The organism is Aliiroseovarius lamellibrachiae (genome assembly GCF_018599245.1).
Lineage (GTDB): Bacteria > Pseudomonadota > Alphaproteobacteria > Rhodobacterales > Rhodobacteraceae > Aliiroseovarius > Aliiroseovarius lamellibrachiae.
In genome coordinates, this window is the sequence record NZ_JAHEVJ010000005.1 from 47804 (window position 1) to 72954 (window position 25151).

The 25151-nt window shown below is 59.2% G+C and carries 28 protein-coding genes; 11 read left to right on the forward strand and 17 right to left on the reverse strand.

Annotated elements, in window-relative coordinates; translation table 11 throughout:
- Positions 1 to 12: 12 nt before the first annotated feature.
- Positions 13 to 555, forward strand: coding sequence for a L,D-transpeptidase family protein (locus KKW20_RS09840; protein WP_214567712.1), 543 nt, complete (start codon positions 13 to 15; stop codon positions 553 to 555).
- Positions 556 to 606: 51 nt separating this feature from the next.
- Here the strand turns inward: KKW20_RS09840 and KKW20_RS09845 are convergent, their stop codons facing one another.
- From KKW20_RS09845 to KKW20_RS09885, 9 genes are all read right to left on the reverse strand, one after another.
- On the reverse strand, positions 607 to 960 hold the full coding sequence (locus KKW20_RS09845; protein ID WP_214567713.1) for a hypothetical protein: 354 nt from the start codon (positions 958 to 960) through the stop codon (positions 607 to 609).
- Positions 961 to 1144: 184 nt separating this feature from the next.
- Positions 1145 to 1936: a precorrin-4 C(11)-methyltransferase gene (gene cobM, locus KKW20_RS09850; RefSeq protein WP_214567714.1), complete on the reverse strand. Its 792-nt coding sequence runs from the start codon at positions 1934 to 1936 to the stop codon at positions 1145 to 1147.
- The gene (cobJ, locus tag KKW20_RS09855) at positions 1933 to 3744 is read right to left on the reverse strand and encodes a precorrin-3B C(17)-methyltransferase (RefSeq protein WP_214567715.1); all 1812 of its coding nucleotides are present in this window, start codon (positions 3742 to 3744) and stop codon (positions 1933 to 1935) included. Before cobJ ends, cobM begins: the two co-directional genes overlap by 4 nt.
- A complete protein-coding gene (gene cobI, locus KKW20_RS09860) occupies positions 3735 to 4436 on the reverse strand; it encodes a precorrin-2 C(20)-methyltransferase (protein WP_214567716.1) in 702 nt (233 codons plus the stop codon). The genes cobJ and cobI overlap by 10 nt, the downstream gene beginning before the upstream one ends.
- The gene (cbiE, locus tag KKW20_RS09865; protein WP_214567717.1) at positions 4433 to 5638 is read right to left on the reverse strand and encodes a precorrin-6y C5,15-methyltransferase (decarboxylating) subunit CbiE; all 1206 of its coding nucleotides are present in this window, start codon (positions 5636 to 5638) and stop codon (positions 4433 to 4435) included. The genes cobI and cbiE overlap by 4 nt, the downstream gene beginning before the upstream one ends.
- Positions 5635 to 6300: a precorrin-8X methylmutase gene (locus KKW20_RS09870; RefSeq protein WP_214567718.1), complete on the reverse strand. Its 666-nt coding sequence runs from the start codon at positions 6298 to 6300 to the stop codon at positions 5635 to 5637. Before KKW20_RS09870 ends, cbiE begins: the two co-directional genes overlap by 4 nt.
- Positions 6297 to 7550 carry a sirohydrochlorin chelatase gene (locus KKW20_RS09875; protein ID WP_214567719.1) on the reverse strand — a complete coding sequence of 418 codons (1254 nt, stop codon included), beginning with the start codon at positions 7548 to 7550 and terminating at the stop codon, positions 6297 to 6299. The genes KKW20_RS09870 and KKW20_RS09875 overlap by 4 nt, the downstream gene beginning before the upstream one ends.
- Positions 7551 to 7553: 3 nt before the next feature.
- Entirely contained in the window at positions 7554 to 7802 is a 249-nt protein-coding gene (locus tag KKW20_RS09880) for a DUF6732 family protein (RefSeq protein WP_214567720.1), read from the reverse strand.
- A gap of 313 nt (positions 7803 to 8115) precedes the next feature.
- Complete coding sequence (locus KKW20_RS09885; RefSeq protein WP_246534543.1) at positions 8116 to 8955, reverse strand: protein-disulfide reductase DsbD domain-containing protein; 840 nt, start codon at positions 8953 to 8955, stop codon at positions 8116 to 8118.
- A 119-nt stretch (positions 8956 to 9074) separates the two neighbouring features.
- Here KKW20_RS09885 and KKW20_RS09890 point away from each other — a divergent pair, with 119 nt between their 5' ends.
- Positions 9075 to 9641: a YqgE/AlgH family protein gene (locus KKW20_RS09890; RefSeq protein WP_246534544.1), complete on the forward strand. Its 567-nt coding sequence runs from the start codon at positions 9075 to 9077 to the stop codon at positions 9639 to 9641.
- Positions 9642 to 9706: 65 nt separating this feature from the next.
- Here KKW20_RS09890 and KKW20_RS09895 read toward each other — a convergent pair whose 3' ends face one another.
- Positions 9707 to 10675: an L-threonylcarbamoyladenylate synthase gene (locus tag KKW20_RS09895; RefSeq protein WP_246534545.1), complete on the reverse strand. Its 969-nt coding sequence runs from the start codon at positions 10673 to 10675 to the stop codon at positions 9707 to 9709.
- Positions 10676 to 10786: 111 nt separating this feature from the next.
- On the opposite strand from KKW20_RS09895, the gene KKW20_RS09900 reads away from it, so the two are divergent.
- Positions 10787 to 12505 carry an acyl-CoA dehydrogenase family protein gene (locus tag KKW20_RS09900; RefSeq protein ID WP_214567721.1) on the forward strand — a complete coding sequence of 573 codons (1719 nt, stop codon included), beginning with the start codon at positions 10787 to 10789 and terminating at the stop codon, positions 12503 to 12505.
- Complete coding sequence (locus KKW20_RS09905; protein WP_343207574.1) at positions 12502 to 13548, forward strand: MBL fold metallo-hydrolase; 1047 nt, start codon at positions 12502 to 12504, stop codon at positions 13546 to 13548. The genes KKW20_RS09900 and KKW20_RS09905 overlap by 4 nt, the downstream gene beginning before the upstream one ends.
- 23 nt (positions 13549 to 13571) lie before the next feature.
- On the opposite strand, the gene KKW20_RS09910 is transcribed toward KKW20_RS09905, so the two are convergent.
- Positions 13572 to 14102 carry a GNAT family N-acetyltransferase gene (locus KKW20_RS09910; RefSeq protein WP_214567722.1) on the reverse strand — a complete coding sequence of 177 codons (531 nt, stop codon included), beginning with the start codon at positions 14100 to 14102 and terminating at the stop codon, positions 13572 to 13574.
- Positions 14103 to 14241: 139 nt separating this feature from the next.
- Between KKW20_RS09910 and KKW20_RS09915 the strand changes: the two genes are divergently transcribed.
- A complete protein-coding gene (locus KKW20_RS09915) occupies positions 14242 to 14736 on the forward strand; it encodes a DUF6173 family protein (RefSeq protein WP_246534546.1) in 495 nt (164 codons plus the stop codon).
- Positions 14737 to 14763: 27 nt separating this feature from the next.
- Here the strand turns inward: KKW20_RS09915 and KKW20_RS09920 are convergent, their stop codons facing one another.
- On the reverse strand, positions 14764 to 15627 hold the full coding sequence (locus KKW20_RS09920; protein WP_214567723.1) for an EamA family transporter: 864 nt from the start codon (positions 15625 to 15627) through the stop codon (positions 14764 to 14766).
- Positions 15628 to 15711: 84 nt separating this feature from the next.
- Here KKW20_RS09920 and KKW20_RS09925 point away from each other — a divergent pair, with 84 nt between their 5' ends.
- On the forward strand, positions 15712 to 16233 hold the full coding sequence (locus KKW20_RS09925) for a MarR family winged helix-turn-helix transcriptional regulator (RefSeq protein WP_214567724.1): 522 nt from the start codon (positions 15712 to 15714) through the stop codon (positions 16231 to 16233).
- 16 nt (positions 16234 to 16249) lie between these two features.
- Here the strand turns inward: KKW20_RS09925 and chrA are convergent, their stop codons facing one another.
- Positions 16250 to 17515, reverse strand: coding sequence for a chromate efflux transporter (gene chrA / locus KKW20_RS09930; protein ID WP_214567725.1), 1266 nt, complete (start codon positions 17513 to 17515; stop codon positions 16250 to 16252).
- Positions 17512 to 18345, reverse strand: a complete 834-nt coding sequence (locus KKW20_RS09935) for a chromate resistance protein ChrB domain-containing protein (RefSeq protein WP_214567726.1) — start codon at positions 18343 to 18345, stop codon at positions 17512 to 17514. The genes chrA and KKW20_RS09935 overlap by 4 nt, the downstream gene beginning before the upstream one ends.
- A 248-nt stretch (positions 18346 to 18593) precedes the next feature.
- Here KKW20_RS09935 and KKW20_RS09940 point away from each other — a divergent pair, with 248 nt between their 5' ends.
- Complete coding sequence (locus KKW20_RS09940; protein WP_214567727.1) at positions 18594 to 18728, forward strand: aa3-type cytochrome c oxidase subunit IV; 135 nt, start codon at positions 18594 to 18596, stop codon at positions 18726 to 18728.
- 94 nt (positions 18729 to 18822) lie between these two features.
- The gene (locus tag KKW20_RS09945) at positions 18823 to 19416 is read left to right on the forward strand and encodes a hypothetical protein (RefSeq protein ID WP_214567728.1); all 594 of its coding nucleotides are present in this window, start codon (positions 18823 to 18825) and stop codon (positions 19414 to 19416) included.
- Positions 19417 to 19544: 128 nt separating this feature from the next.
- On the opposite strand, the gene KKW20_RS09950 is transcribed toward KKW20_RS09945, so the two are convergent.
- The 3 genes from KKW20_RS09950 to KKW20_RS09960 form a co-directional block, all read right to left on the reverse strand.
- Entirely contained in the window at positions 19545 to 20576 is a 1032-nt protein-coding gene (locus tag KKW20_RS09950; RefSeq protein WP_214567729.1) for a Hint domain-containing protein, read from the reverse strand.
- A 127-nt stretch (positions 20577 to 20703) separates the two neighbouring features.
- Positions 20704 to 21033, reverse strand: a complete 330-nt coding sequence (locus tag KKW20_RS09955; protein ID WP_214567730.1) for an AzlD domain-containing protein — start codon at positions 21031 to 21033, stop codon at positions 20704 to 20706.
- Positions 21030 to 21758, reverse strand: a complete 729-nt coding sequence (locus KKW20_RS09960) for an AzlC family ABC transporter permease (protein WP_214567731.1) — start codon at positions 21756 to 21758, stop codon at positions 21030 to 21032. Before KKW20_RS09960 ends, KKW20_RS09955 begins: the two co-directional genes overlap by 4 nt.
- A gap of 51 nt (positions 21759 to 21809) precedes the next feature.
- Here KKW20_RS09960 and KKW20_RS09965 point away from each other — a divergent pair, with 51 nt between their 5' ends.
- From KKW20_RS09965 to KKW20_RS09975, 3 genes are read left to right on the forward strand one after another with little or no spacing between them, the layout of a single operon-like run.
- Positions 21810 to 22706, forward strand: coding sequence for a formate dehydrogenase accessory sulfurtransferase FdhD (locus KKW20_RS09965; protein WP_214567732.1), 897 nt, complete (start codon positions 21810 to 21812; stop codon positions 22704 to 22706).
- Positions 22703 to 23344, forward strand: coding sequence for a molybdenum cofactor guanylyltransferase MobA (gene mobA, locus KKW20_RS09970; RefSeq protein WP_214567733.1), 642 nt, complete (start codon positions 22703 to 22705; stop codon positions 23342 to 23344). Before KKW20_RS09965 ends, mobA begins: the two co-directional genes overlap by 4 nt.
- Complete coding sequence (locus KKW20_RS09975) at positions 23341 to 25125, forward strand: bifunctional molybdopterin-guanine dinucleotide biosynthesis adaptor protein MobB/molybdopterin molybdotransferase MoeA (RefSeq protein ID WP_214567734.1); 1785 nt, start codon at positions 23341 to 23343, stop codon at positions 25123 to 25125. The genes mobA and KKW20_RS09975 overlap by 4 nt, the downstream gene beginning before the upstream one ends.
- The last annotated feature ends 26 nt before the right edge of the window (positions 25126 to 25151 follow it).

Consider the following 25151-nt stretch of genomic DNA (forward strand, 5'->3'; position numbering starts at 1 on the left):
GTAATTGATCACATGCAGCTCCTGTCCCGCCTCTTTTCTCGCCTGACTTTGCTGGCCATTATCGCATTGGTTGGCGTGCTGGTTTGGGATCGGTTTAATCCCCCCGCACCTCCCCCGATAATGGAGCCGGTGACCGAGCAAATTGACCGTATCGTGATAGAGAAATCCGCGCGCACCCTTACGGTATTTCGGGACGGCGAAGAGGTGAAAACCTATCAAATCGCCCTTGGTTTTGCCCCTGATGGTGACAAGCAGCACGAAGGGGATGGCAAAACGCCCGAAGGGGTTTTCAAGATCACCCATCGCAATCCCAAAAGCGCTTATCATTTGTCTTTGGGGATTGATTATCCTCAGCTTGAGGACATTGCCCGGGCAGAGGCCGCAGGTGTCAGCCCCGGAGGAGATATCTTTATTCACGGGCAGCCCAACGGCGCGGGGCGGCTGGTGACCCTCCCTTATGACTGGACAGCAGGCTGCATCGCCGTTTCAGACATGGACATCGAAGAGCTGTGGGCCATCACCCCAGATGGAACAGAAGTTGAAATCCGCCCATAGCGGACCCACCCACGGCCACGCCTGGGCCGTGGAAAACCACAAGAAACGAGATTACGCCCCTTTGGCGATCAGCCCAACGGGCGCGGTTTCTTCGCGGGCGAAATCCAGTGGGGCCTGATCATGGGCTTCGGCTTTACGCTTAAACTCATACTTCATGCGCCCGTCTTCCTCTTCCGAGGCGATGATCAGGCATTGGTACAGGTGCCGGCTGCCATCATAAAGATCCACCAACCCACGCAGATGCGGCGCGCGTTCATTGTCCAGCGAAAATCCGGTGTCCCAGAACTTTAGGACCGGAAACACTTCGTCATCCACGCGCACACGCAGGCGGGACTTCTTTTTCAGGTCACGTTTGCGGGCGGCATCCAGCCCCTCACGCACCTCTTTTGGCAAAAATTCCAGCATTACCCATCTCCCATAACGGACAGAGATCATGACATGATCATGCGTTCGGTCAAGTTAACCATTGTATAACATGCGAAGATTTTTGGATTTTTCCGGGTCTTCCACCTGAGAATGCGCTGGAAATGCAACAAAGGCGTGACAGGTCGCAGAGGTTTCCCGCGACCTGTTGGGGGAATGGCTTCCCTTACGTGTTCACATCCTCAACCAGATCCACCCCCACAACCGGGCGCAAAACATGGGGGATTTTCGGGTCGTAAAGCGCGCTGTCTTTAAAGTCGCGCACGTTGTTCAACGCAGGCCCCACAAGGATCAGCGCGGTGCGGGTGATCTTTTCCGCGCGCACTTTTTTGCGAATGTCGGCGATGGTGCCGCGGATCAGCATCTCATCCGGCCAGCCAACACGATAGGCGACAACCACCGGGCAATCAGCGCCATAATAAGGGGTCAGCACCCGCTCGATCTCGCGCATATTACGCACCGCCAAATGGATCGCCAGCGTCGCACCCGTTTTGGCGAAATTCTCCAGCGTTTCCCCTTCGGGCATTGAAGTCGATTGCATCGACATCCGCGTCAGCACAATGGATTGCGCCACTTCGGGGATGGTCAACTCCTGCCCCAGCGCGGCGGCGGCGGCGGCATAGGCGGGCACGCCGGGAATGACCTGATAATCAATCCCATCCGCTTTCAACCGGCGGATCTGTTCGGCAATTGCACCGTACAAAGACGGATCCCCCGAATGCACCCGCGCGACATTTTCACCGCGCCTGTGGGCGGCAAGGATTTCACCGTGGGTGTCGTCCAAAGTCATGGGCGCCGTGTCCATCACGCGTGCCCCTTCGGGCGCGCAGGCCACAACCTCTGGCGGGACCAAGGATCCGGCATAAAGACAGACCGGGCATTCGCCGATGATGCGCTGTGCTTTCAGGGTCAAAAGTTCCGGATCGCCGGGACCGGCACCAATGAAATAAACGGTCATGACAGATCTCCGTCAATGCGGCGGGCATAGCCGCGCGGGGTGAACATACGGGGGCCTTCGCCCAATTGCGCAAGGCGAGAGTTTGAGCTGCCGACCAGCACAACGGTCAACATATCAACCTCATCCACCTGCAATTCGTCCAGACGACGATAGCGGATGTTTTCGGTCGGGCGGCCCAGATTGGATGCCAGCATGACGGGCGTATCCGCCGGGCGATGCTTCAGCAAAATGTCACGGGCCTCAGCCAGCAAAGTACGGCGCGTTTTGGACACCGGATTGTAGAAGGCGATCACAAAATCCCCCTCAGCCGCGGCGCGCAGACGCTTGATGATATCCTCGCGGTGGGTCAACAGATCTGACAGAGAAATGGCACAGAAATCATGTCCCAAAGGCGCACCAGCGCGCGCCGCCGCCCCTTGCAGCGCGGACACACCGGGGGTCGAAACCACCTCAACCCGGCGGGCGGCATCCGAGACACCTTTTTCATCCGGGCCGCGATCCAGCAGTTCATAGACCAGCGCGCCCATCGCATAAATGCCCGCATCCCCCGAACACACGAGGGCGACATTTTTGCCTTTTCCCGCCTGCTCCAGCGCATAGCGGCAGCGATCTTCTTCGCCCCCCAATGGGAAATCAGAGCGGGTTTTGCCCGCCGCCAATGGCCCAATCAGGTCGATGTAAAGACCGTATCCCACCAGCTCTTCCGCCTCTTGCAAAAGATGGCTGGCCTCGGGCGTGCGCCAAGTGTGCTGTCCCGGTCCAATCGAGACAATGGAAAGCTTGCCGCGCGTCCTGCCCCCCATCTCGGTGATCACCTCGGGGCTACGTGCCAGCGCACAGGTGGTATTGGCGGTTTTGACCTTTGGGATAACCAGTTCGGCGTTTGGTCCGGCGGCTGCAAGCGCGGCCCCCTCGCTCACCCCGTGGCAACCCACCTCGTCAAACACAACGTCGGACGGGTTGGCGAGACGGGCTGTTTCAGCTTCCAACTCCGCAGCCGTAAACACCCGGAACGGCACGCCCAAGCGGCGCGCCAATTGGGTCATCGCAGGCTCGTCGCCTTTCAGATCCAAGGACGTCACACAGGCAATCGCGCCCGGTGCGATGTTGGCCGCGGAAAGCTGTTCGGACACATTCGTCCACAGCTCTTCTGGGTCGGCATTCCGCGCACAGCCCACGCCCAGCGCAAAGCGTTGCGGGTGATAGGCCAGACAGGTTGGGCCGGTTTCAACGGGGGCCTCCGTGACCGCCATTTCAACAGCCCCGCCCGCGTCTTCGATATCAAAGATGTTTTCGCCAGAAATGGACACGCCAGCGCCCGACAACAGCTCTGCCATTGCCTCTTTGGCATCCGACGGGTTGGCCAAACGATAACCAACAGGCGGCTCGTCCAAGGCAACACCCATCGACACATCACCGGCGGTGGTCACAGCGGCAGTCGCGCCAATTTCAGCGGCAATCGTCGAGGCCAAACGGTTCGCGCCACGGTGTCCACCCAACAAAGGCAACACGGCAGACCCATCGTCAGCCACAGCCACAACCGGCGGTTCCGCCAGTTTATTGGCCAAAATAGGCGCCACAGCACGGATCAGAATGCCCGCCGCACACACACCCACAATTGGCGTTCCCGCCGCAAACAACATCCGCACATGATCCAGCGCGTTGGGGAAAAACGCATCGGCCTGTGCCACGCGCCCTTCGCGGCCATGGACCTGCGCGCCCAACAGAGTAGCAACCTCATGGGCGAGCGGTTCGCCGGAGGCATTCAGACAGATAACAACAGGCGTGTTCGCAGGGCTTACAGCCATGGATCGGCTCCTTTCGCAAGCAGGATCATCGAAAAATAAGGCGCCTTTTCAGGGGCATCCGAAAGCGGCAGCACCACCTCTTCGGGCAGCGAGGCGCGTTCAACATAGATGGCTTTGTCGGTCAGGCCGAGCGCGGCGATGACGGCGCGGATTTTCGGCAAGTGGCGACCCACTTTCATAATCGCCACTGACTCCGCCCCTTCGATGCGCGCGCGCAGCTCGTCCTCGTCCAAGGGGCCGGGCAACACGGTCAGACGCTCATTTCGCGCCACCAAAGGTTTTTTCGCGCGCGCCGCCACAGTGGTGATTGAGGTCACACCCGGCACAATCTCACACTCAAACCGCGCCGACAGACGGGCAAACAAATACATGAAAGAGCCATAGAAAAACGGATCCCCCTCGCAAAGCACAACCACATCATCGCCCGCGGCCAGACGCTCTGCGATCTGGGCGGCACCGGCATCATAGGCCGCTTGTGCAGGCCCGCGTTCAACCGTCATCGGCACGGGGATTGTGATCTCATCCGCGCCTTTCGCAATCAGATCCGCCGCAATTGAGCGCGCAAAACTGTCGCCCCGCTCAAGCGCCGGATAGGCAATGACGCGGGCTTGCGAAATCAACCGCGCAGCTTTCAGCGTCATCAGCTCGGGATCTCCCGGGCCGAGGCCAATCCCGTAAAGGGTTCCATTCATCGCTTAATCAAGCTCCATTGTGTGACCGGACGGTGCGGTTTCCAACCGGAATGTGGGCCAAGGGGCTCGGCCCGTTCCACCGACAGTTTGATCAACTGCCCACCGTGCTTTTTGTGTAGGCCCGCAAGACACATCTCGCTTTCCAGCGTGACCGCATTGGCGACCAAGCGACCCAAGGGGCGTAATGCGGCCCAAGCCGCGTCAAAGGTTTCTTCGCTCAAGCCACCACCGATAAAGACAGCATCCGGTGCCTCAAGCGCATCAAGCGCGGCGGGCACCGTGCCATCCACCAGTTCCAAACGCGGCACGCCCAGCGCCAAAGCGTTGGCGGCCGCAAGGGCCCGGCGATCAGCGCGGGGTTCAATGCCAATCGCACGGGCGTAACGCGCACCCCGCATCCATTCCACCGCCACCGATCCGCAACCGGTCCCAATGTCCCACAGCAACGCCCCGCGCATCGGCATCAGTTTCGCCAATGTGATCGCGCGAACTTCCTGTTTGGTCATTGTGCCGTCATGCTGAAAAAGCTCGTCCGAAAGCCCCGGCACGCGGGGCAAAAGGGCCGCATTTGGCGCGGCAACGCATTCCACGGCAAGCGTGTTAAAGGCTGGAACCTCGTGATCCCAAGCCTCCGCCGCCCCATCAAAACGCGCCTCATCTTCGCCGCCCATATGGGCCAAAACGGTCATGCGCGATTTGCCAAAGCCGCGCTCTGTCAGAAACGCCGCGATTTGGCCGGGGGTTTCCGCACCGGTGGTCAGGATCAACAGGCGCACATCCGGCTGGATGAACGCAATCATCTGTTCAACCGGGCGACCATGCACGGTCAGCGTTTCCAGATCCGCCATCGACCAGCCCATGCGGGCCGCCGCCAGTTGAAAAGCGCCAATTTGTGGGTGATAGGTGACCTCTTGCGGGTCCAGATGACGACCGATTTTGGCCCCAACCGAGAACCAAAGGGGGTCGCCAGACGCAAGCACCACAACCAGTTTACCGCGCCGCGCTTCAAGCTCGGAAATCAACGCATCAAAAGGCGAGGGCCAAGCCAGTCGTTCAGCCCCGGTGTCCAACATCTCGTGGTGACGTTTGCCGCCAACAATCACATCTGCGGCCTCAACCACAGCGCGGGTGGCCGGGGTCAACCCGTCCAGCCCATCTTCGCCAATACCAACGATGTGCAACCACGGAGTCACTTGGGTCATGTCCGCTCCTCCGGCAATCCGGCTGACAACGCATTCACGGCGGCAGATGCAATCGCTGATCCGCCACGGCGCCCGCGCAGGGCGACGAATTCACAGCCGCGCGGATTGGCAGCAAGCTCTGCTTTGCTTTCAGCAGCCCCCACAAAACCCACCGGAAACCCAAGGATCACGGCAGGTTTTGGGCCACCCGCGTCGATCAGTTCAAGCAGGTGGAAAAGCGCGGTGGGGGCGTTGCCCACGGCCACAATTGCGCCCTCAAGCCGCTCATCCCAAAGCTCAACCGCCGCGGCGGACCGGGTGTTGCCGATCTCTTTGGCAAGCTCCGGCGTGCGCGGATCATTAAGGGTGATAACCACCTCATTGTCTGCGGGCAAATAGCGGCGGATGATCCCCGCGCCCACCATTTCGCAATCGCAAAACACCGGCGCGCCGGATTTCAACGCCTCGTGTCCGGCCGCATAAGCATCGGATGAGAACGCCAATCGATCCGCCACTTCGACCATACCGCAAGCGTGGATCACGCGGGTCGCCAGCGCCGCCATACCGTCTGGAAACCGGTCCAGCCGCGCCTCGCGGCGAAGTGTCTCAAACGACTGCGCATAAATAGCCGAGGGGTCGCGTTCATAGCGCAACGCTGGTCGCGAGGGGGGATGCTCCGTCATGATTTGCGCGCGCTTTCCGGACCATGGGGATGTTTTGCATGCGGGTATTCGGCGTGCACATGGTCGTGGTGGTGATCGTGATCATGCGCATGACTGTGATCATGGCTGTGGCTGTGATCATGCGAATGGTCATGATCGTGAGGGTGGTGATGCCCCATGTCCAACCGACAGGCACCAGTGCAGAAATGATCGCACAGATCACAAGTTTCCACCGTGGCGCCGGGCGCATTGGCCCCTTGGCCTTCCACATGGTGGTGGTGGCTTTCCTGAATGGCGCCCAATTCCGCCTCAAACCCCAGCACTTCCACGCGATATTTGCACATCACACAGGTGGGCGGCGGCACATCGCCAAAGGCCGGATGCCCCTCTTTGGCCAAGGCGGCGGCGCGGTCTTCGGCCAAAATCGGCGCAGCGCCGTCGATGGCCAGAACCTGCGTACGATACGCACAGATCCCGCAGTTCGGCGGCGGCGTCTTGCCCAGCTGTTCCGTCACACGTTCCGCAAAGGTTTCCAGCACCTTGGGGTGATCGTTCAAATAGCCCGCTTTTACGAACTGAATGTCAGGATGCGCGGCGGCGACTTGATCGGTAAAACCGTAAATCCGGTCGATCAGAATGCCGGTGAAAAGGAAATAGGGGAAAACAATGATGCGTTTGTATCCAAGCTTGGCCGCATGGGTCAGGCAGGGTTCCACCAGCGGAAAGGTCACGCCGGAATAGCCCACTTCGAGCCAACCAAACCCCAACCCCTCTTGCAGCAAACGCGCGATTTTAGCGACGTTGCCATTGGCATCAGGGTCAGACGCGCCGCGCCCGATGACCACCAGACAAGTGTCCGCCAGCGCAACATCGCCGTGCTCGGCATTGGCGGCCTGAACGGCGCCCCGCACGCGTTCGCCCGCCGCGGCCACCATCTTGGGGTCCACACCCAATTCGCGACCGTAACTGACATCAATCCCATGTTTGGTGGCATAGGTATTGAGCACCGTGGGAATATCATTTTTCGAATGCATCGCGGCAAACAGCATCCCCGGAACCGCGACAATGCGATCGCAGCCCGCTTCGCGCAGATTGTCCAGTCCCACACGGATCACCGGGTTGGCGAACTCAAGATAGCCATAATCGACCATCCAATCCTCGGGAAAATAGGCGGGGAGTTTTTCAGCTAGCACCTTGAATTCATCCACGGCGGCCTGACTGCGCGAGCCATGCCCGCAGATCATCACGCCAACTTTTTCAGGTTTTGCCATGATTTATGCCCCTACCAACTCTTCGTCGCCGGTCTCGTCATCAGCGGCTTCAGCCTCCTCAGCCTCAACCTTCTCCGCGTCTTTTTTGCCCTTGATTGCCGCCCAAAGGCTAACAGCGGCCGCGCCACCCAACAGGATGATCGCGCCCCAATGGCCGTGGCCCGCCACTTCGCCAATGTGACCGACATGCGCCATGGCAGGCAAAGGTGTCAGACCCAAAATGGCGGTGGTCATCAAGAAAGATTTGGTCATAAGGCATCCTTTCGCGCGAGCGTTGGCTCAGTATTCGGGCGCAGGGAAGAGACACCGGACGGGACCGCGCTGGGGATCAGCCCCGGCCCATCACCGACGACGCAACCCTACATCCCCGATCTGGGTCAATGTCCGGCTGCCAACCTCTCTGGCCCATCAGGGCTTCGTCTGGATCTGGGTATAGGTCGGTGTGGGCAGAGTCGCAATGAAAAACACGGCATCCCATGGCGCGCGAACGACGCATGTGTTTCGCACATATGCCACACAGATCGGTTTTCATTTGCGATGTTTCACGCGCGCGAAAAAGGCCCGTTTAGCTTCCGGTACAGCCCTGAATATCCACGCCGCGCCCGCCACCCAACACCGTCAGGCGAATGTCGGCGCGGTTCAAGACAAAGGGTCCCGAGGTTGATGGCACAAGCTCTGTCACCGCGACAAGCTGCCCGCCAACCCGCTTGGTCTGCACCTCGGACACCCAAACACTGGGGTCGGTGGTTTCCAGCACCACAACTTCGTGGGCGGACAGGCGAGGCATGTGGATTTCCGTGCGCACCCGCAGCCCATCTTTGATCGGCTCCATCGTGCAAACGGCCCGCGTTACCCCAGCTTCACGCGCGGTATCTGGGCGTTGCCGCAACGCGCGCTTAATCTGGCGGTCCGGACCCGCCCCTTTGGCGGGCAGGGTCGTGGTCAGATCAGCCCACATCGGCATACAAACATCACGGCACACGCCCAGCTGAAGATCCCCTGTCAAATCCATCGGGGCCTCAGCATCACGCGGCGTGATGGTCATCGGCAGGATCAATTCGTGCTTATACCCAATGGTGCGCACGCCATCCTCTTGAAACACATCCGGCACCGGCCAGTGAAATTGCACATGGGCCACATTGTCAGACCCTTGCCAGTTCAGGCTTGGTGGGATGCCAGTATCACCGGGCGCGCGCCAATAGGTCTTCCAACCATCGGCCAAACGAATGCGCAGCGCGGCCATATGTTCACCGGCCGCATTGCGCCATCCAGGCAACAGGTCAATCTGTGCAATGTCATTGGGGGCGGACGGCATTCCCGATCCCGCCCGCAAAGGTGCGTTCAGCACCGCCAAAAGGGCCGCGCCTGCGACCAGATATGTAAAGAAACGCTTCATCCGGGCCATAAATAGACCCTTGCGTTACAAAGGGAAATCACATTTCGGGGATGGCATGTTACCGCGCGTGGGTGACTTCCCCCCTCACCCCCCTTGTTATTTGCCCGCATCAGGGCCAAATTTCTAACATGGACAAAGATATGGACCTCAGCGGAAAGCTTTTGATCGCAATGCCCAGCATTGGCGACGACCGGTTTGACAAATCGGTGGTGTTTCTCTGCGCACATTCCGAAGAAGGCGCGATGGGGATCATCGTGAACAAACCTGCGGATGATGTGAACCTTGATGACCTCTTGGACCATCTGGACATCGACGGCACCGACCTGACCCTTGGCCAATCGGTGTTTTTCGGCGGCCCGGTTGAGGGGAGCCGCGGGTTTATCCTGCATTCCGAAGATTACGTCGGCAATGACACCACTCTGCACGTTGGTGATCTTTTTTCCATGACCGCCACACGAGATATCCTCGAAGATATCGCCCAAGGCACCGGCCCGAAAAAGGCACTGGCCGCCCTTGGATATACCGGCTGGGCAGCAGGCCAGCTAGAGGGTGAGCTTCAGCAAAACGCCTGGCTGACCGTAGACGCCGACAGCGCCATCGTCTTTTCACCCGATCACGCAGGAAAATGGACCGCCGCACTCAGCAAACTCGGCGTCGATCCCATCTTACTCTCTCCCGAAGGCGGACACGCCTAACCCCCCACAAAACTTGTCCCCGCCCTGTTCCTCTTTCCAAAAATATCCTCGCCGAAGGCAAAAAATCAGTCTCGCGGCGCGGCCGCCCGGCGCAAACGGTCATTGATGGCGCGCCCCAACCCATGATCCGGAATGGGCGAGACCGCGATAGGGCTGCCCCCGTCGTGATCCAATTGGTGCAGCATCGCAAAAAGATTTGCCGCCGCCTCTACCAGATCCCCAGAGGGCGACAGGTTCACCGCCGCTTCAACGGGACCAAACCCCAGCAAACGCTCGCCCTCAACCACACTCTCAGCGTTCAGCCGCATCGGCGCATTGGGGGCGTAATGGGATGACAGTTGACCGGGGGCCGTAATGCTTTCCCCTTCTTGATGACGCGCAAGCGGTTCACCAATCGCCGCCTCAAGCGCTTCAAGTGGCAACCCTCCCGGCCTGAGCAAAACCGGCCTGAGCAAAACAGGTGTGGGGTCGACGCCGACGATCGTGCTTTCCAACCCAACCGCACAGCCCCCCCCATCCAAAACGGCCTCAATCCGACCGCCCAATCCTTCGACCACATGATCCGCCGTAGATGGGCTGATCCGACCGGACGGATTGGCAGATGGGGCGGCAATTGGGCGGGCCACCTCTTCCAACAACCGCCGCGCCAAAGGGTGCTCTGGCACGCGGATCGCCACCGTGGACAACCCTGCAGAGACCAGATGCGACAGGCCGGAATTTGATTTCAAAGGCAACACGAGTGTCAACGGCCCCGGCCAAAATGCCTGCGCCAAATCCCGCGCCGGGCCTTCCAGAACCGCATATTCCTCCACCGCGTCAATCGATGGCAGATGCACAATAAGCGGGTTGAAACTGGGGCGACCTTTCGCCTCGTAAATGCGCGCCACAGCGCGATCATTGGTGGCGTCCCCACCCAGCCCGTAAACGGTTTCGGTGGGGAAAGACACCAAGCCCCCTGCGCGCAAAATCTCTGCCGCGCGGGCAACGCCAGCCGTATCCGCGCCCAACCGTTCGGTATTCATCGTCGCATTCATGACGCTGCGTTTTCCTTTTGCCCTAGGGTCCACTTCGCTATGGGATGGATAACATCCCGTTTGCCGACCCGCAATTTCACCGCCAAGATACCAGCCTGTAAAGGACGGACAATGCCCTATCGCGCCACCACCGAAGATTTCCAGTTTCTGTTTGACCATGTGATCGGTTACGACCAGATCGCTGCCACGGATTTATTTACCGAGGCCAGCCCAGATATGGCGCAGGCGGTTTTGTCTGAGGCGGGCAAAATGTGCGAAGAGGTATTGGCGCCGATCAACCGAAATGGCGACCTGACTCCGGCCGCGCTAAAAAACGGTGTGGTGCGCACCTCGCCCGGATTTGACCAGGGTTATAAGGCCATCGCGGACGGCGGTTGGATCGGCATGGCGGCAGACCCGGAATATGGTGGCATGGGCTTGCCCCTGACCTTGCAAACCGCGGTGAATGACATGATGTCGGCAAGCTGCTTGTCGCTGCAATTGTGCCCTTTGATGACGCAAGGCCAGATCGAAGCGCTAGAGCATCACGCGACGGATGAGATCAAGGCGCTTTACCTGCCCAAGCTGATCACCGGTGAATGGGCCGGCACCATGAACCTGACCGAACCACAGGCGGGATCGGATGTGGGTGCGCTGAGTTCTAAGGCCGAGGACAATGGTGACGGGACCTATGCGATCACCGGTCAAAAGATTTTCATCTCGTGGGGTGACAATGACATCACCGAAAACGTCTGCCACCTTGTGCTGGCACGTCTGCCCGATGGGGCCGCTGGCACCAAAGGCATCTCGCTTTTCCTTGTGCCCAAACTGATCCCGGATGCGGATGGAACCCCCGGCGCGCGCAATTCGCTTCGGGTTGTCAGTCTGGAACATAAAATGGGTCTGCACGGATCCCCCACCGCTGTGATGTCCTTTGAAGGCGCGCGTGGTTGGATGATCGGCGAGCCGCACAAAGGCATGGCCGCGATGTTCACCATGATGAACAACGCCCGTCTGGGGGTTGGCGTGCAAGGTCTGGGCGCAGGCGAAGGCGCATTTCAGCAGGCGCTGGACTATGCGCTTGAACGCAAGCAAGGCCGCAGTCCGATTGAAAACGGATCAGGGACCATCGCAGATTTTGCCGACGTGCGCCGGATGCTGACACAGATGCGGGCTGAACTTTATGCCGCGCGCTCCATGTCGATGTCGCTGGCGATGGCGATCGACATGCACCGCGCCACCGGGGATGCGGAATGGAAAGCGCGCGCCGCCCTGCTCACCCCGATCGTCAAAGCGTATGGGACAGAGGTCGGCATCAATGTTTCAAACATGGGGGTTCAGGTGCACGGCGGCATGGGGTTCATTGAGGAAACCGGCGCCGCGCAATATTTCCGCGACGTCCGCGTCACCGCAATCTACGAAGGCACCAACGGCATTCAGGCGATGGACCTTGTGGGACGCAAATTGATGGACGGCGGCGAGGCGGCATTCCGTCTGCTTGATGAGATTGAAAGCGGTGCAGAAGCGGCCCGTGGTCAACACCCCATTATGGCCGAGGCCGTCTGGTCCGCGGCAGAAACCTTGCGCGAAACCACCGAATGGATGACTGAACAGACCGACATGCAAGACCGTTTTGCGGGCGCCGTGCCGTTTCTGATGGGCTTTGCCCGCGTGCTTGGCGCGCATTTCCACCTGAAATCCGCAATCGCGGAAGGGGGGAAAGGCAAACGCACCGAACTGGCACGGTTCCACATCAACCGCTTGCTGCCCGAACATGCGTCCAGTCTGGCGCAGGCCCGTTGTGGGGCGGCCGGTCTTTACACGCTGTCAACAGAAGACCTTGCTTCGTGAGCTCGTCCGAGAAACACGCCCCCCTCACCTTCCCCTTCCCCGACATTCCGGGGGATGGCGAGGCCGTTGAGGTCGCCAAAGGCGTGCTTTGGATGCGGCTTCCCTTGCCAATGGTTTTGGATCACGTAAACGTCTTTGCGTTTGAGGATCCCGAAGGTTGGACCATCGTTGACACCGGGTTCGACACCGGAAAAACCCGGCGCATTTGGGAAAAACTGATGGCGGGACCAATGGGCGGAAAACCCATCGCGCGGGTCATTGTCACGCATCACCACCCCGATCATGTGGGGCTTGCGGGCTGGTTTCAGCGCGACATGGGGGCCGAATTGATCACCACGCGCACCGCTTGGCTGTTTTCGCGCATGCTGCTTTTGGACGAGCAAATGGTGCCGGTGGATGAAACCATCGCCTATTGGCAAACCGCGGGCATGGATCCTGAAATTTTGGCCAAGCGCAAGGTGGAACGGCCCTTTAACTACGCCGATATTGTCGCCGACATGCCGCTGGGATTTACCCGCATCAAAGAAGGCGCAACCCTGACGTTTGGGGGCCGCACATGGGACGTGCGCATCGGCAATGGCCACGCACCAGAACACGCAACCCTTTGGTCACAAGATGGCGAACTGGTCATTGGCGGCGATCAGCTTTTGGCGACGATCAGCCCAAACCTTGGTGTCTATGCCACCGAACCCGAGGCCGATCCAGTCGGCGATTGGCTTGAGGCGTGCGAGCGCCTGTCGGCCTATGCGACTGACAGGCAATTGGTGCTGCCCGGTCATAAACTGCCCTTCACCGGGCTGCCCACCCGGATGAAACAGCTGATCAACAATCACCATCACGCGTTGGACCGGCTAGAGGATTATCTGACCGATCCCCATGTGGCGGGCGACTGTTTTCCGCCGCTGTTTAAGCGCAAAATCGGGTCTGGCGAATATGGCTTGGCATTGGTTGAGGCGGTTGGGCATTTGAACCATCTCTATCAAGAGGGGCGCATCACCCGCACCCGTCGCGACGATGGGGCGTGGTTGTGGCAAAAGGCCTAATCCGTACCACGGTCGGGCCGGGTTCAGCGAAGCTTTAGCACATACATCTCAGTCTCAGGCGCCGAGTGTTCCGCGTCTTTGACAAACCCCGCCCGTGTGAGCACTTTCGCTGAGGCGGGGTTGTCGACGCCAACACCGCCCATCACATCAAACGGCCCTAAGGGGGTCAGGGCGGCCACCAACCCTCGGATCACCTCGGTTGCATATCCCCTGCCCCAAGCGGGTTCCGCCAGCAGATAGCCAAGATGGATATGCGGCGGTTTCCCTTCGTCCATCTGTGCAACAAGCAACATCAATCCCAGCAAATCACCAGATTTTTCGCTTTTAATCACAAAGACTTCGCTTTCCTTAGCGCGATCCGTGACCCAATTGCTGATGCGCCCCTTTTCCACCTGAAGCGAGGGCGGCAAATGCGCCAGCACAGTGGACGTCAGGATGCGCAGCAAGCCGCGTTCCAATTCGCCCCGGCGCGCAGGGTCCGCCAGATCGTCGCGCCAATGGCGTACAAATAAACGCTCGGTGGTATAGGCTGAAAGCGCGATCGAATAAGACATATGCAGCTCCTGTCAGGGACATCAGACTATCATTCCAACGCATTAGGCGCACCCCCTCACAGAAACGCGACGTGACGGGCGCGCCGGACTGTGTCACAAACGGGGCCACAACAGGATAAATGAATGCGAGGCTTCTCTTATGACCAAAGCGCCCAAGAAAAAGACCGAAACAACCGCCAAAAAGCAGCCCAGAAAACATGCTGTATCCTGTTCGGAAAGCGCCCCCGTGGTGGTCGAAGATCAGCCCCTTCCCAAAAAGGTGGCCGACCGCCCGGTTGAGGAAAAATCCCCTGCGGAATGGGCCTATGAACGGCTGATCCTGTACATCAAAAACTTCGAAGAACAGCTTGATAACGAGCATGAGGTTGCGATGGGTTTTGTCGGGGGCAATGCGGGCGTGTTGCGCATCGAAGGCATGGGTTTTTTTGATCCCGATATTGTCACGTTTTACGGCGCGGATGAGGTGGGCGGCAAAACCCAACTGATCCAGCACGTCAGCCAATTGTCGGTGATGCTGCGCGCCCTGCCCAAAGCGGTGCCCGCCGAAGATCCCAAACGCATTGGCTTTCGCCTGGCGGCCGAGCTTGCCGATGATCAAGTGGAAGACGCTGAGAACGCTGCGGAAAAAGGTTAACTCTGCCGCGCGCCCACATACCGACAGCTAAGCCCGTTTGGGCTTGCGACTTTTCTGTCCGGCCCAGACCGAGACAAGCACAATGCCCGCGCCGAGAATTTGCCAAGCACTTAGCGTTTGTCCCAACAGGATCCAGCCCAGTAAAACGGCGCTGAGCGGGCTTAGGAAACCAAGGCTCGTAATCGCAGCGGGGCCAAGGCGTTCGATGGCGCGAAACCAAAAGACATAGGTCAGCGCCGCGCCAATCACGCTCAGCCACACAAGGCCCGTCAGGTGGGACAGCGTCAAACTGGGCAATGGTGGATCAACCCAAACGGCGACCGGCAAAAGCAACAGACCACCCGCGGTCAGCTGCCACGCTGTGAAAGTTAACGCAGACACCGGGGGCTGCCACAACCGGGTCAAAACCACCCCCGTCGCCATGGATCCGGCCCCAATCAGCGCCGCGAGTGTGCCGGTGGCATCCAACCCTGCATTTGGGCCCAAGACCAACAGGGCCACGCCCAGCATTCCTGTGACCGCCGCCGCAACCCCACGCGCGGTCAAGGACGTTCCCAATAAGACGGATGCGAGAAATAGCACAAACAACGGCTGTACCGCGCCCAATGTGGCCGCAACCCCGCCCGGCAATCGGTACGCCGCCACAAATAAGGCCGCCCAAAAAATTGAGAAATTCAGCGCCCCAAGCACCAAAAGCTTGCCCCACCAATCGCGTGTGGGCAGGTTGCGAGTGATCGCCAGCATCAAAAGCCCCGCCGGAAGGGCGCGCAACGCTGCGACTGTCAGGGGCGACAGATCAGGCAAAAGCTCAGTCGTGACGATGTAAGAGCTGCCCCAGATGACAGGCGCGCTGGCGGCAAGAAGTTTGTCTTTGTTCAGTTGTAAGGTCATCGGACGTCTTTCGCGCATTTATCTTGACGTCAAGATAGGCGTATCTTTCTTGACGTCAAGATAAATTCCGCGCAAAATCCCCCCATGACTGATTTTGCAGACAAAACCCCTGATCACATCGACCGCATACGCGCCCAATGGACCCGTGAACGCCCCGATTTGAACGTGACGCCGATGGGCTTGCTTGGGCGGATGTCCCATATCCACAGCCACCTGTCCGCAGGTATGATGCGCGTGTTCAAAGCGCATGGATTGAACTTGGCGAGCTTCGATGTGCTGGCCACATTGCGCCGCGCAGGCCCGCCATATGCGCTGACACCTTCGGCGCTGATTGACTGGACCATGGTCACATCTGGCACCATGACCAACCGACTTGACCGGCTAGAAGCCGAAGGGTTGATTTCGCGCCAACCCAACCCCGATGATGGGCGTGGTTCCGTCGTTGGCTTGACCGACAAGGGCTTTGCTTTAATCGACGAGATGATGGCAGAGCATGTGGCCAACCAACACTCTCTGGTTGACTGTTTCAACGAGGCGGAGCAGGCCCAGCTGGACGCGTTATTGCGCCGTTGGCTGGCGCATGTGGACCCGGAAACACATCGCTAAGACATCTGGAACTCTGTTAGAAACCCGTGACCGCTGTAATCACAACGCTCGCCGAAGCGCTGGTCATCAACGCCCAACCCAGTGGCATTTTCAGGCGCAAAATCAACAGAGTACAGAAAAGCGTCAGCCCAGCGGCGCGCCAGTCCAATGTGGTCAAATCTGGCACCCATAAGGTCCAGATCCCTGTGGTGACGCGCGTCACCTCATCAAACAGGACGTTCAACCCGAACCAGATCGACAAGTTGCCGATCACCCCGACCACGGCGGCCGTGATGGCCGTAAGCGCGCCGCGCAATCGGGGCTGATCCGCGATCCATTCAATGTAAGGCGCGCCCGCGAAGATCCACAAAAAGCACGGTACAAAGGTCACCCAAAGCGTGACCAGCGCGGCCCCAGTGGCCATCAAATACCCGCCATCGCGAAACCCGGCAACAAAGCCGACAAACTGCGTGACCAAAATCAGCGGGCCGGGGGTGGTCTCAGCAAGGCCCAAACTGTCGAGCATTTCATCCGCCGTCAGCCAGCCAAATGCCGTGACCACGTCCTGCGCCATATAGGCCAGCACCGCATAGGCCCCACCAAAGCTGACCACCGCCAGCTTTGAGAAAAACGCACCGATTTGTGGCAGGATGGTTTGACCTGCGAGCACATCAAGTGCGGCCAGCGGAATCAGCCAGACCGCCAATCCAACCACACTTACCAGAACGGTTTGCGACCAAGGGCGGCGCACAGGTAAAGCGTCCCCTTTTGCGCCACGCGCAAACAGCGCACCAATGGTCGCCGCTGCGATCACGATCAACGGAAAGGGAAGGGCAAGAAAGAAGATGCCGATAAATGCCAGCACCGCAATGACCCAATAATAGGGGCCTTTTAAGGCGCGTTTTGACACTTTCAAAAGGGCTTCGAGCACAATCACAAGCACCGCCGCCTTCACCCCCAAAAAGAGCGTATCAACCAGCGGCAACGCGCCGTAAGCGACATAAAGCGCAGCCAGCGCAAAGATCACCAGCGCACCGGGAATGACAAACAAAAGCCCGGCCAAAATCCCGCCCGGCACCCCGCGCAGGCGCCACCCCGAATAGGTCGCAAGCTGCATCGCCTCTGGTCCTGGCAGCAGCATGCAAAAGCTAAGCGCATCCAGATATTGCTTTTCGGTCAACCAGTTACGTTCATCCACCAGCACACGGTGCATCAGCGCGATCTGGGCGGCTGGCCCGCCAAACGACAGAACGCCAATGCGCAGGAAGGTTGCGAAGAGGTCGGAAAAACGGGGCTGTGTCATTTGGTCGATGGTCCTGTGTCTCTCTGCAACGCATGTTCATGTGTCTCATCCATGGCGTCGCGTGCCCATCGGTAAAGGGCGTCCCAGATCAACATCCCGGCCTCAAGCTGCGCCGTGTCATCGCGGTACATGCGCGACAGTCCAACGCCCAGTGCCAAAACGCCCGCACATTGCGGGGCCAGATCATGCCGCCCCGTGTCCGCGCCGCGCACCACCTGCGCCATGTGTTCAAGGGCATCGGAGCGCAGATCAACGGTGTTCATCACCGCATCAAACGTACATTTCTCGCCGTGATGACCCAATTCCGCGCCTTCTGTGTCAAAGGGGATCGCCCCAAAACGCTCGGCCACCATGCGGACGTCTTGCGGCGGCACAAACAGGAATTTGGCTTGGGGGTCGATAAAACGCCGGATCAACCATGGGCACGCAACCCGGTCAATCTTGGGGCGGTGCCGTGTGACCCAGAGGGTGGGGTTCTCGCCAAGTCGGATGACCGATTGCGCCGCATCTATGCTGGGCAATTTTGCCGCGTCCCACGCGACATATCCGCCACTCAGAACCTCAGCCGCGATCCCATCCGCCCGCAAATGCGCCGCCACCCCCTGCGAGATTTTGCGCCCCTTGTGACAGACGACAACCACCTTCTGCGCCTCTCGCAAAGCAAGTTGTTGATGCAGCCCCGGCAAATCTTTGTGACTGTGGCGAAAGGCGCTGGGGATCAGTCGGGGGGCGGGATCGAAATCCTCTGCCACGCGCAAATCGACAAGTGTCGGGGCCTCGGACAGGCCAATCAAACGGTTCAATTGGGACGGTGTGATTTCATTTAGCATCGGTCAAACTTCCATTTCATCGCGCACTTACCGCGGCAAGTGGGTCGTTGTTCAGGTCAGGAAGCGAACCTTAAGCCTAGGCTTCACGGGGCGTTCGCGAAGGCCCCTTACGTTCGAAATACCAAGCGGGGCACACTCTGTCCACTTCATCCACAATCTAAGCCACAAAAAATGATACAAACCGTGACAGCTTGTGCAAAATCCTTTAATCGGAAGCTTAACATGTGATTCAAACAGGGAAACGCAACATGGCTGAACATGAAATGGGCACGATGGACACAAGCGCACAAGAAAAAGCTTTTGACGGCTTCATCAAGGTGAGTGTCCGCTCTGCGATTGCAATCATTCTGGTTCTGGTGTTCATGGCACTTGTGAACGCCTAATCCGACGCGACGTTCACACGAGACAGTGGGCCCCGCGGGGTGGAAAAAACCGCAGTCCTCGCAATGGCATCGGTACAGAGATTTGAGGGTGAGCATGCGGCGCGTTCTATTGGCAATGTTGTTGTTGGTTGGTCTGGCAGCATGTGGTGCCGACAATAAATGGGCCAGCGATGACGCGGTTAGCAAAGCCGCCTATCGCCATCCCGGCCCTGCCACGCTCAGCCTTTTCACCGTGATTTCAAACCGAACCGGCGGCGGGGCGCATTCTGCGCTCATGATTAACGGTCATGAGCGGGTGATATTTGATCCTGCCGGAAGTTGGGCCCACCCGCGCCTGCCTGAACGCCATGATGTGATTTATGGCATCACCGATCCTGCGGTTGACTATTACATCGATTACCACGCGCGCATCACCTATCATGTGATCCGCCAAGACATCGACGTTTCACCAGAATTTGCCGAAATGGCAATCCGGCTGGTCGAACAGAACGGCCCGGTCCCTAAGGCGCATTGCGCGTCCTCGGTGGGGCATATCCTGCGCAAATTGCCGGGTTTTGAAGACGCCCCAACCGGGTACAGCCCCAAAAAAATCATGACATACTTTGCCGGCAAAGACGGCGTGCGCGAAGAGAAATTCTATGACGACGATCCGCATCTGAACAACACGATTGTTGCCACGGGGATCTAAGGGGGAGCGAAAGCGGCCCGCCATAAATGCGAAAGATTGGTGTGTGACGCAGCGCCTCGCCTTTTCCCTGTCTCGGGGTATAGGCGGGACGTTTTGGTCTTGCAGCCTGCCGACCACAGATCACTAAATCAGGCGATGGCTGGGACCATATCCCGCAGGCGGGTTAACTTGCGCCCCTCGATATGCGCCAATAGCATATTGGCCTCATTGTAGCGCAACATGGGTCGTGCAGCGCGGTGCGCGCGGCCAAACTGTGGTTTTAGCGTGGGGTAGAGCGTTGAGGGGACGTCATGGTGCTGTAACACGCCCTGTGCCACCTCGCCCAGAAACAATGTTTCCACCGCAGCCCCTTGTGCCTGCACAATATCATGCTGGTTGGTCATCAGGTTCATCCAGGTGATTTCCGGGCAGGGAGCAAGACGAATATTGCGCCCATTGATCATGGACTTTGCTGGGACCAAGACCTCGGGCTGGCCAAAATAAAGTTCGGCCACTGGGTGGGTCACCATCACCCGATGCTGTTGCGACAGCAACAATGGCCCCACATTTCCGATTGCGCCGGTTTCAAACAACACGGGCGCGGCCGCCCCAATCCCCACCACGGATCGCGCCCCGATCCATGTCAGCTTTTGCGCACCCCGATCACGCGTTTCCACGTCCTCGCCCACGCGCAGCCTGTCCAGTCGCCGCAATCCATCTGGGGTCAGGATCGGCGTTTCCGGCGCGAGGCACACCGTTGTGTGAATGGTGTTCGCATCATGGTCGACCACGTAGAACTGGGGTTCCATCGACGGGTTGTAATTGCTCGCATACCACCCCTCGAGATCAAATCCCGGCGTCCAGATCAGCTGAACGATCTCTCCGGTGTTGGAATCCGTGCCTTCAAACACAACAATGCCAGCATCTGACCCCAAAGCATCCGAGCGCACGACCTCTGCATCCTCCAGAACGCCGCCGCCGCCGTGGCCACCATAGGTGATGTCATACGTGTCGCCGAGGTCAAAAATATACGGTTCGGGATCCCCGACATTTGAAGTGATCACAAGATCTTTGAACGCATTTGGAGGATTATCGAAGATCGACGTGGTTGACGTATAATTTACGTTGCTCCCCGTCGCCGCGGCAAATTCATTATCCGGTGATGAAAAAGTAACAGTCATGTCTCGCCCTCTTGGACGAAAAGGTTACCTACCAAAGAATAAGCTTACGTTACCGTGCATGCCTGTCTGCCGACACATTAAGACAGGTTTTCAACAAATTTGAGCGGTATGGATTGGCCCAAAATCTTCAACCCAGCAGATAGAGCATTCCGTATAATGTCGCCGCCCCAGACAGGATCGCAAGCAACACATTCTTCCCAAAATACCCCACGCTCAGCGTGACCAAAGCGGCGGCCAATCGCGATGGATCGGTATGCCCGCCTGTGGCGTCAGGCCAAAACACCAGTGGCGCCACAAGTCCGGGCAAGACCGCGACGGGCGTATACCGCAAATGGCGCAGCACCCAATCGGGCATCTTGCGATCGCCAATAAAGCCCAGAAAACTGAACCGGATCAGAAAGCTGCCCAGCGCCATCGCCAGAATGATGATCCAAACCGTGGTGTGCGAATAGGTCATGGCGCAGCCCCTTTTAGCGCACGGCGCGCTTGCCACAACTCAACCTGCGCCCCCACCACCATCGCCACCAAGGCCGCAACCAAAAGGCCGGTGCCGTACGGCATCCACGCCATCAAAAGCGCCACCACAATGGATGTCACCGCCGCCGCCACATGGGCCATGGTGCGCAACGCGGGGGCAATCATCGCGATAAAGGTGATCGGAAGGGCAAAATCGAGCGCAAATTCCGCCGGGATCTGGGTGCCCGCCACCGCGCCGACATAGGTCGCCGCATACCAAAAGGGCGCAATGGGCGCGACGGTCCCCAGATAATAGGCGAACCGCGCGGACAAGCCCATCTCTGGTTCCATCTCGAACTTGATCTGGCTCAGGGTATAGGCTTGATCCACCATAAAATACGCCACCATAGCGCGTTTCCAGACTGGTGCTTTGCCCAGATAGGGGGTCAATGACGCGGAATACATCGCCATGCGCAAGTTCACCGCGAGGGCGGTAAGGATGACAATGATTGTCGGGGCGTTTTCGCTCATCACCTGAAGGGCCGCAAACTGCGACGCGCCTGCGATGACCAGAACCGAAAAGGCCATCACTTCCGTCAGGTTCAACCCTGCCTCGGTTCCCACCACACCAAACAACAGCGCAAAAGGCCCCACCACAAGGATGAAGGGCAGCGCATCACGCGCACCGCGCAAAAATGCGGTTTTGGGGTTGGCACTTGGTTCCATAGGCCCCTAAATTGCCCATATGCCCCGTAGGGGCAAGAGCAAGGATGCAAAATGCCTGAGAAACTCTCTCACCTCGATTTCATGTCTGATTACATTATCGCACCTGATCCCGCCGCCACCCGTTTGACGCGGGCTGTGATCGGCGTGGATGAACATGGGGAAGAGGTCACCACAAATGTGGTCGAAGAACGCCCCCTGACCATCTTTCTGAACGCCCGCGAGATTGTGACCGCGATGACCATTGGCGATTACCCAGAGCATCTGGCCGTTGGGTTTTTGCGCAATCAGGGCATGGTGTCGCCAGAGGATGTGATCACCGGCGTGGATTATGATGACGACATCGACACGGTGGTCGTGCGCACGGAAATTGAAACGGATTACGAGGATAAACTCGCCCGCAAAACCCGCACTTCGGGCTGCGCCGTCGGCACCGTTTTTGGCGATATGATGGAGGGGCTAGAGGGGCTGACCCTGCCCAATGCCCACATCAAAACCTCTTGGCTTTACGCGCTTGCCGCGAAAATCAACCGTACCCCATCGCTGTATCTTGAGGCTGGCGCCATCCACGGCACCGTGCTGTGCCAAGGTGGTCGCCCGCTGGTTTATATGGAAGACGTGGGGCGCCATAATGCCGTCGACAAAGTGGCCGGTTGGATGCGCGCCGAAGGCGTGACGGGCGAAGACAAGATCCTTTACACCACCGGGCGGCTCACCTCCGAGATGGTGATCAAATGCGCGCAAATGGGCATTCCGGTGCTGGTATCTCGGTCCGGGTTCACCGCGTGGGGCGTTGAAATTGCACAAGACATTGGCCTGACGTTGATTGGCCGAATGCGCGGCCAACGCTTCACCTGCCTGTCCGGTGCCGACCGCCTGATCCGCGATATGGACCCAGCCCACGCCGCCCCGGATGAGAAGAAATCACGCCGGAAAGGGGCCGAGACATGAGCGCCCCCAAACCACTCGGCATTATCCTCGCCGGTGGCCTTGCGACCCGAATGGGCGGCGGCACGGGCCAACAGCTCGACAAAGGGCGTTTGCCGCTTGGGGGCAGTACACTGTTGGATCACGTTATCGCTCGGCTGGCCCCTCAGGTCGGGGCGATGGCGTTAAATGCCAATGGCGATGCGTCCCGATTTGCCGACACTGATCTGCCGGTTTTACCTGACAGCATCGACGGCTTCGCGGGTCCGCTTGCGGGGGTGCTTGCCGGGCTTGATTGGGCCGCAGTTCAAGGCGCGACCCATGTGATTTCTGCCGCGGCCGACACGCCGTTTTTCCCGCATGATCTGGCCCAGCGCCTGATGGATACCGCACGGGCCGAGAGCACCCCCATCGCCTTGGCCGCCACGCTTGATCCCAAACGCGGCGCGATGCGCCAGCCGACCTTTGGGCTTTGGCCGGTCAGCTTGCGCGATGACCTTCGCGCGGCCCTAAACGGTGGCTTGCGCAAAGTGGTGCTTTGGACCGATCAGCATGGCGCCGCCCTCGCCCCTTATGCCCCCGACCCGTTTGACCCGTTTTTCAACGTGAACACCCCGGACGACCTAGCCCAAGCAGAGCTTTATCTAAAGGACATGTCATGACAGATCCCAAAATCTACGGTGTGGTCGGCTGGAAAAACTCTGGCAAAACCGGGTTGATGGAACGTCTGGTGGCGGAGTTTACGGCGCGCGGGCTGACCGTCTCGACCCTCAAACACACGCACCACCAAGTGGACCTGGAGGTGCCCGGCACCGACACCCACCGCCACCGCACAGCCGGCGCACAAGAGGTGGTTTTGGCCAGCACATCGCGCATCGCCCAACTGCATGAATTACGCGGCGAACCGGAACCCGGCATCGCGACGCTGATCTCACGCCTGCATCCCTGTGATCTGGTGCTGATCGAAGGGTTCAAATCCGCACCGCACCCGAAAGTTGAGGCCAGCCGTGCTGAGACCGGCCAACCGCTGTTTGCCAATAATGACGCAACCGTGCGCGCGGTGGCGGCAAACCATACGCCTAAGAATGGTGCCGTTCCGGTAATCGATCTTGATGACACCAAAGCCATAGCCGATTTCATCGCGCTGGATGTTGGGCTGATGCCTGACGTCCCTGAAACACCCAAGGCAAACGGTCTTAAAAACGACTGTTTCGCCCTGCCCCCCGGCGTACATTGGACCCCGGTGGAGGAGGCGTTGGCGACATTGCGCGACCGTTTGGCCCCGGTGACAGATGTGGAAACGGTGCCGACGGATGCTGCAAATGGGCGCATTTTGGCGCGCGATCACATGGCGGTACGTTCAAACCCGCCGGGTGCCAATTCGGCGGTGGATGGCTATGCCTTTGCCCACGCCACCTTGCCAAGCGGCACACCGATCAGCGTGCCACTGGTGGACGGGCGCGCCGCTGCGGGGGGCCCGTTTCACGGCACCGTGCCTGCTGGTCACGCGATCCGCATCTTGACCGGTGCCTTGATCCCGGACGGGGTTGATACAGTGGTGATGCAAGAGGATGTGCAGATCGCGGATGGAATACTGACCATCCCAGCCGCACCGAAACCCGGATCCAACGCGCGCGCCGCGGGCGAGGATGTGGCGGCGGGTGCATTGGCGCTTGCGCACGGCCACAAACTGCGCGCACCGGATATTGCACTCTTGTCCGCGCTGGGGGTGGCCGAGGTTGAGGCCCATACCCGCCTTCGGGTTGGCGTCTTATCCACTGGCGATGAATTGGCAGCGCCCGGCAGCACCTTGGATGTGGCGCGCACGTATGACGCCAACCGGCCCATGCTTTTGTCCTTGGCGGAAACATGGGGATATGAACCGGTCAATTTGGGCCATGTGGCGGATGACCGCGCAGCACTTGCGGTGGCATTTGATGACGGCGCCACCCGCGCGGATGTGATCCTGACCTCTGGCGGCGCATCGGCGGGGGATGAGGATCATGTGTCCGCGTTGCTGCGTGACAGCGGGTCGCTGCACCATTGGCGCATTGCGATCAAACCGGGGCGGCCTTTGGCGTTGGCACAATGGAACGGAACCCCTGTGTTTGGCCTTCCGGGCAATCCCGTCGCCGCGCTTGTCACCACACTGATCTTTGCCCGCCCGGCGTTTTCGGTGCTGGCGGGGGGCGAGTGGCTGGAGCCTTTGGGACTGCAACTGCCCGCCGGTTTTTCCAAGAAAAAGAAAGCCGGGCGGCGCGAATACCTGCGTGCGCGCATCGGCGCGGATGGCCGGGTGCAAGCGTTTAAATCCGAAGGGTCAGGTCGTATTTCAGGCCTTGCCTGGGCCACAGGTCTGGTTGAAATGTCAGACGAGGCGCAAGAGATCTGCGAGGGCGACCCGGTGCGGTTCCTGCCCTACACCAGCTTTGGCCTGGTGTAATCCCAACCCCATCGCGAATATCTTCG

What these genes read in the sequence shown, in the direction of transcription:
- cobJ (WP_214567715.1), bottom strand. Translation starts at nt 3,744, where the DNA reads ATGGCTGTAAGCCCTGCGAACACGCCTGTTGTTATCTGTCTGAATGCC.
- KKW20_RS09955 (WP_214567730.1), bottom strand. Translation starts at nt 21,033, where the DNA reads ATGACCTATTCGCACACCACGGTTTGGATCATCATTCTGGCGATGGCG.
- KKW20_RS09880 (WP_214567720.1), bottom strand. Translation starts at nt 7,802, where the DNA reads ATGACCAAATCTTTCTTGATGACCACCGCCATTTTGGGTCTGACACCT.
- KKW20_RS09935 (WP_214567726.1), bottom strand. Translation starts at nt 18,345, where the DNA reads ATGCTAAATGAAATCACACCGTCCCAATTGAACCGTTTGATTGGCCTG.
- mobA (WP_214567733.1), top strand. Translation starts at nt 22,703, where the DNA reads ATGAGCGCCCCCAAACCACTCGGCATTATCCTCGCCGGTGGCCTTGCG.
- KKW20_RS09900 (WP_214567721.1), top strand. Translation starts at nt 10,787, where the DNA reads ATGCCCTATCGCGCCACCACCGAAGATTTCCAGTTTCTGTTTGACCAT.
- KKW20_RS09960 (WP_214567731.1), bottom strand. Translation starts at nt 21,758, where the DNA reads ATGGAACCAAGTGCCAACCCCAAAACCGCATTTTTGCGCGGTGCGCGT.
- KKW20_RS09840 (WP_214567712.1), top strand. Translation starts at nt 13, where the DNA reads ATGCAGCTCCTGTCCCGCCTCTTTTCTCGCCTGACTTTGCTGGCCATT.
- KKW20_RS09885 (WP_246534543.1), bottom strand. Translation starts at nt 8,955, where the DNA reads ATGGCCCGGATGAAGCGTTTCTTTACATATCTGGTCGCAGGCGCGGCC.
- KKW20_RS09920 (WP_214567723.1), bottom strand. Translation starts at nt 15,627, where the DNA reads ATGACCTTACAACTGAACAAAGACAAACTTCTTGCCGCCAGCGCGCCT.
- KKW20_RS09965 (WP_214567732.1), top strand. Translation starts at nt 21,810, where the DNA reads ATGCCTGAGAAACTCTCTCACCTCGATTTCATGTCTGATTACATTATC.
- KKW20_RS09910 (WP_214567722.1), bottom strand. Translation starts at nt 14,102, where the DNA reads ATGTCTTATTCGATCGCGCTTTCAGCCTATACCACCGAGCGTTTATTT.
- KKW20_RS09870 (WP_214567718.1), bottom strand. Translation starts at nt 6,300, where the DNA reads ATGACGGAGCATCCCCCCTCGCGACCAGCGTTGCGCTATGAACGCGAC.
- cbiE (WP_214567717.1), bottom strand. Translation starts at nt 5,638, where the DNA reads ATGACCCAAGTGACTCCGTGGTTGCACATCGTTGGTATTGGCGAAGAT.
- KKW20_RS09875 (WP_214567719.1), bottom strand. Translation starts at nt 7,550, where the DNA reads ATGGCAAAACCTGAAAAAGTTGGCGTGATGATCTGCGGGCATGGCTCG.
- KKW20_RS09975 (WP_214567734.1), top strand. Translation starts at nt 23,341, where the DNA reads ATGACAGATCCCAAAATCTACGGTGTGGTCGGCTGGAAAAACTCTGGC.
- KKW20_RS09915 (WP_246534546.1), top strand. Translation starts at nt 14,242, where the DNA reads ATGACCAAAGCGCCCAAGAAAAAGACCGAAACAACCGCCAAAAAGCAG.
- KKW20_RS09940 (WP_214567727.1), top strand. Translation starts at nt 18,594, where the DNA reads ATGGCTGAACATGAAATGGGCACGATGGACACAAGCGCACAAGAAAAA.
- KKW20_RS09845 (WP_214567713.1), bottom strand. Translation starts at nt 960, where the DNA reads ATGCTGGAATTTTTGCCAAAAGAGGTGCGTGAGGGGCTGGATGCCGCC.
- KKW20_RS09925 (WP_214567724.1), top strand. Translation starts at nt 15,712, where the DNA reads ATGACTGATTTTGCAGACAAAACCCCTGATCACATCGACCGCATACGC.
- KKW20_RS09895 (WP_246534545.1), bottom strand. Translation starts at nt 10,675, where the DNA reads ATGAATGCGACGATGAATACCGAACGGTTGGGCGCGGATACGGCTGGC.
- KKW20_RS09945 (WP_214567728.1), top strand. Translation starts at nt 18,823, where the DNA reads ATGCGGCGCGTTCTATTGGCAATGTTGTTGTTGGTTGGTCTGGCAGCA.
- cobM (WP_214567714.1), bottom strand. Translation starts at nt 1,936, where the DNA reads ATGACCGTTTATTTCATTGGTGCCGGTCCCGGCGATCCGGAACTTTTG.
- chrA (WP_214567725.1), bottom strand. Translation starts at nt 17,515, where the DNA reads ATGACACAGCCCCGTTTTTCCGACCTCTTCGCAACCTTCCTGCGCATT.
- KKW20_RS09950 (WP_214567729.1), bottom strand. Translation starts at nt 20,576, where the DNA reads ATGACTGTTACTTTTTCATCACCGGATAATGAATTTGCCGCGGCGACG.
- KKW20_RS09890 (WP_246534544.1), top strand. Translation starts at nt 9,075, where the DNA reads ATGGACAAAGATATGGACCTCAGCGGAAAGCTTTTGATCGCAATGCCC.
- cobI (WP_214567716.1), bottom strand. Translation starts at nt 4,436, where the DNA reads ATGAATGGAACCCTTTACGGGATTGGCCTCGGCCCGGGAGATCCCGAG.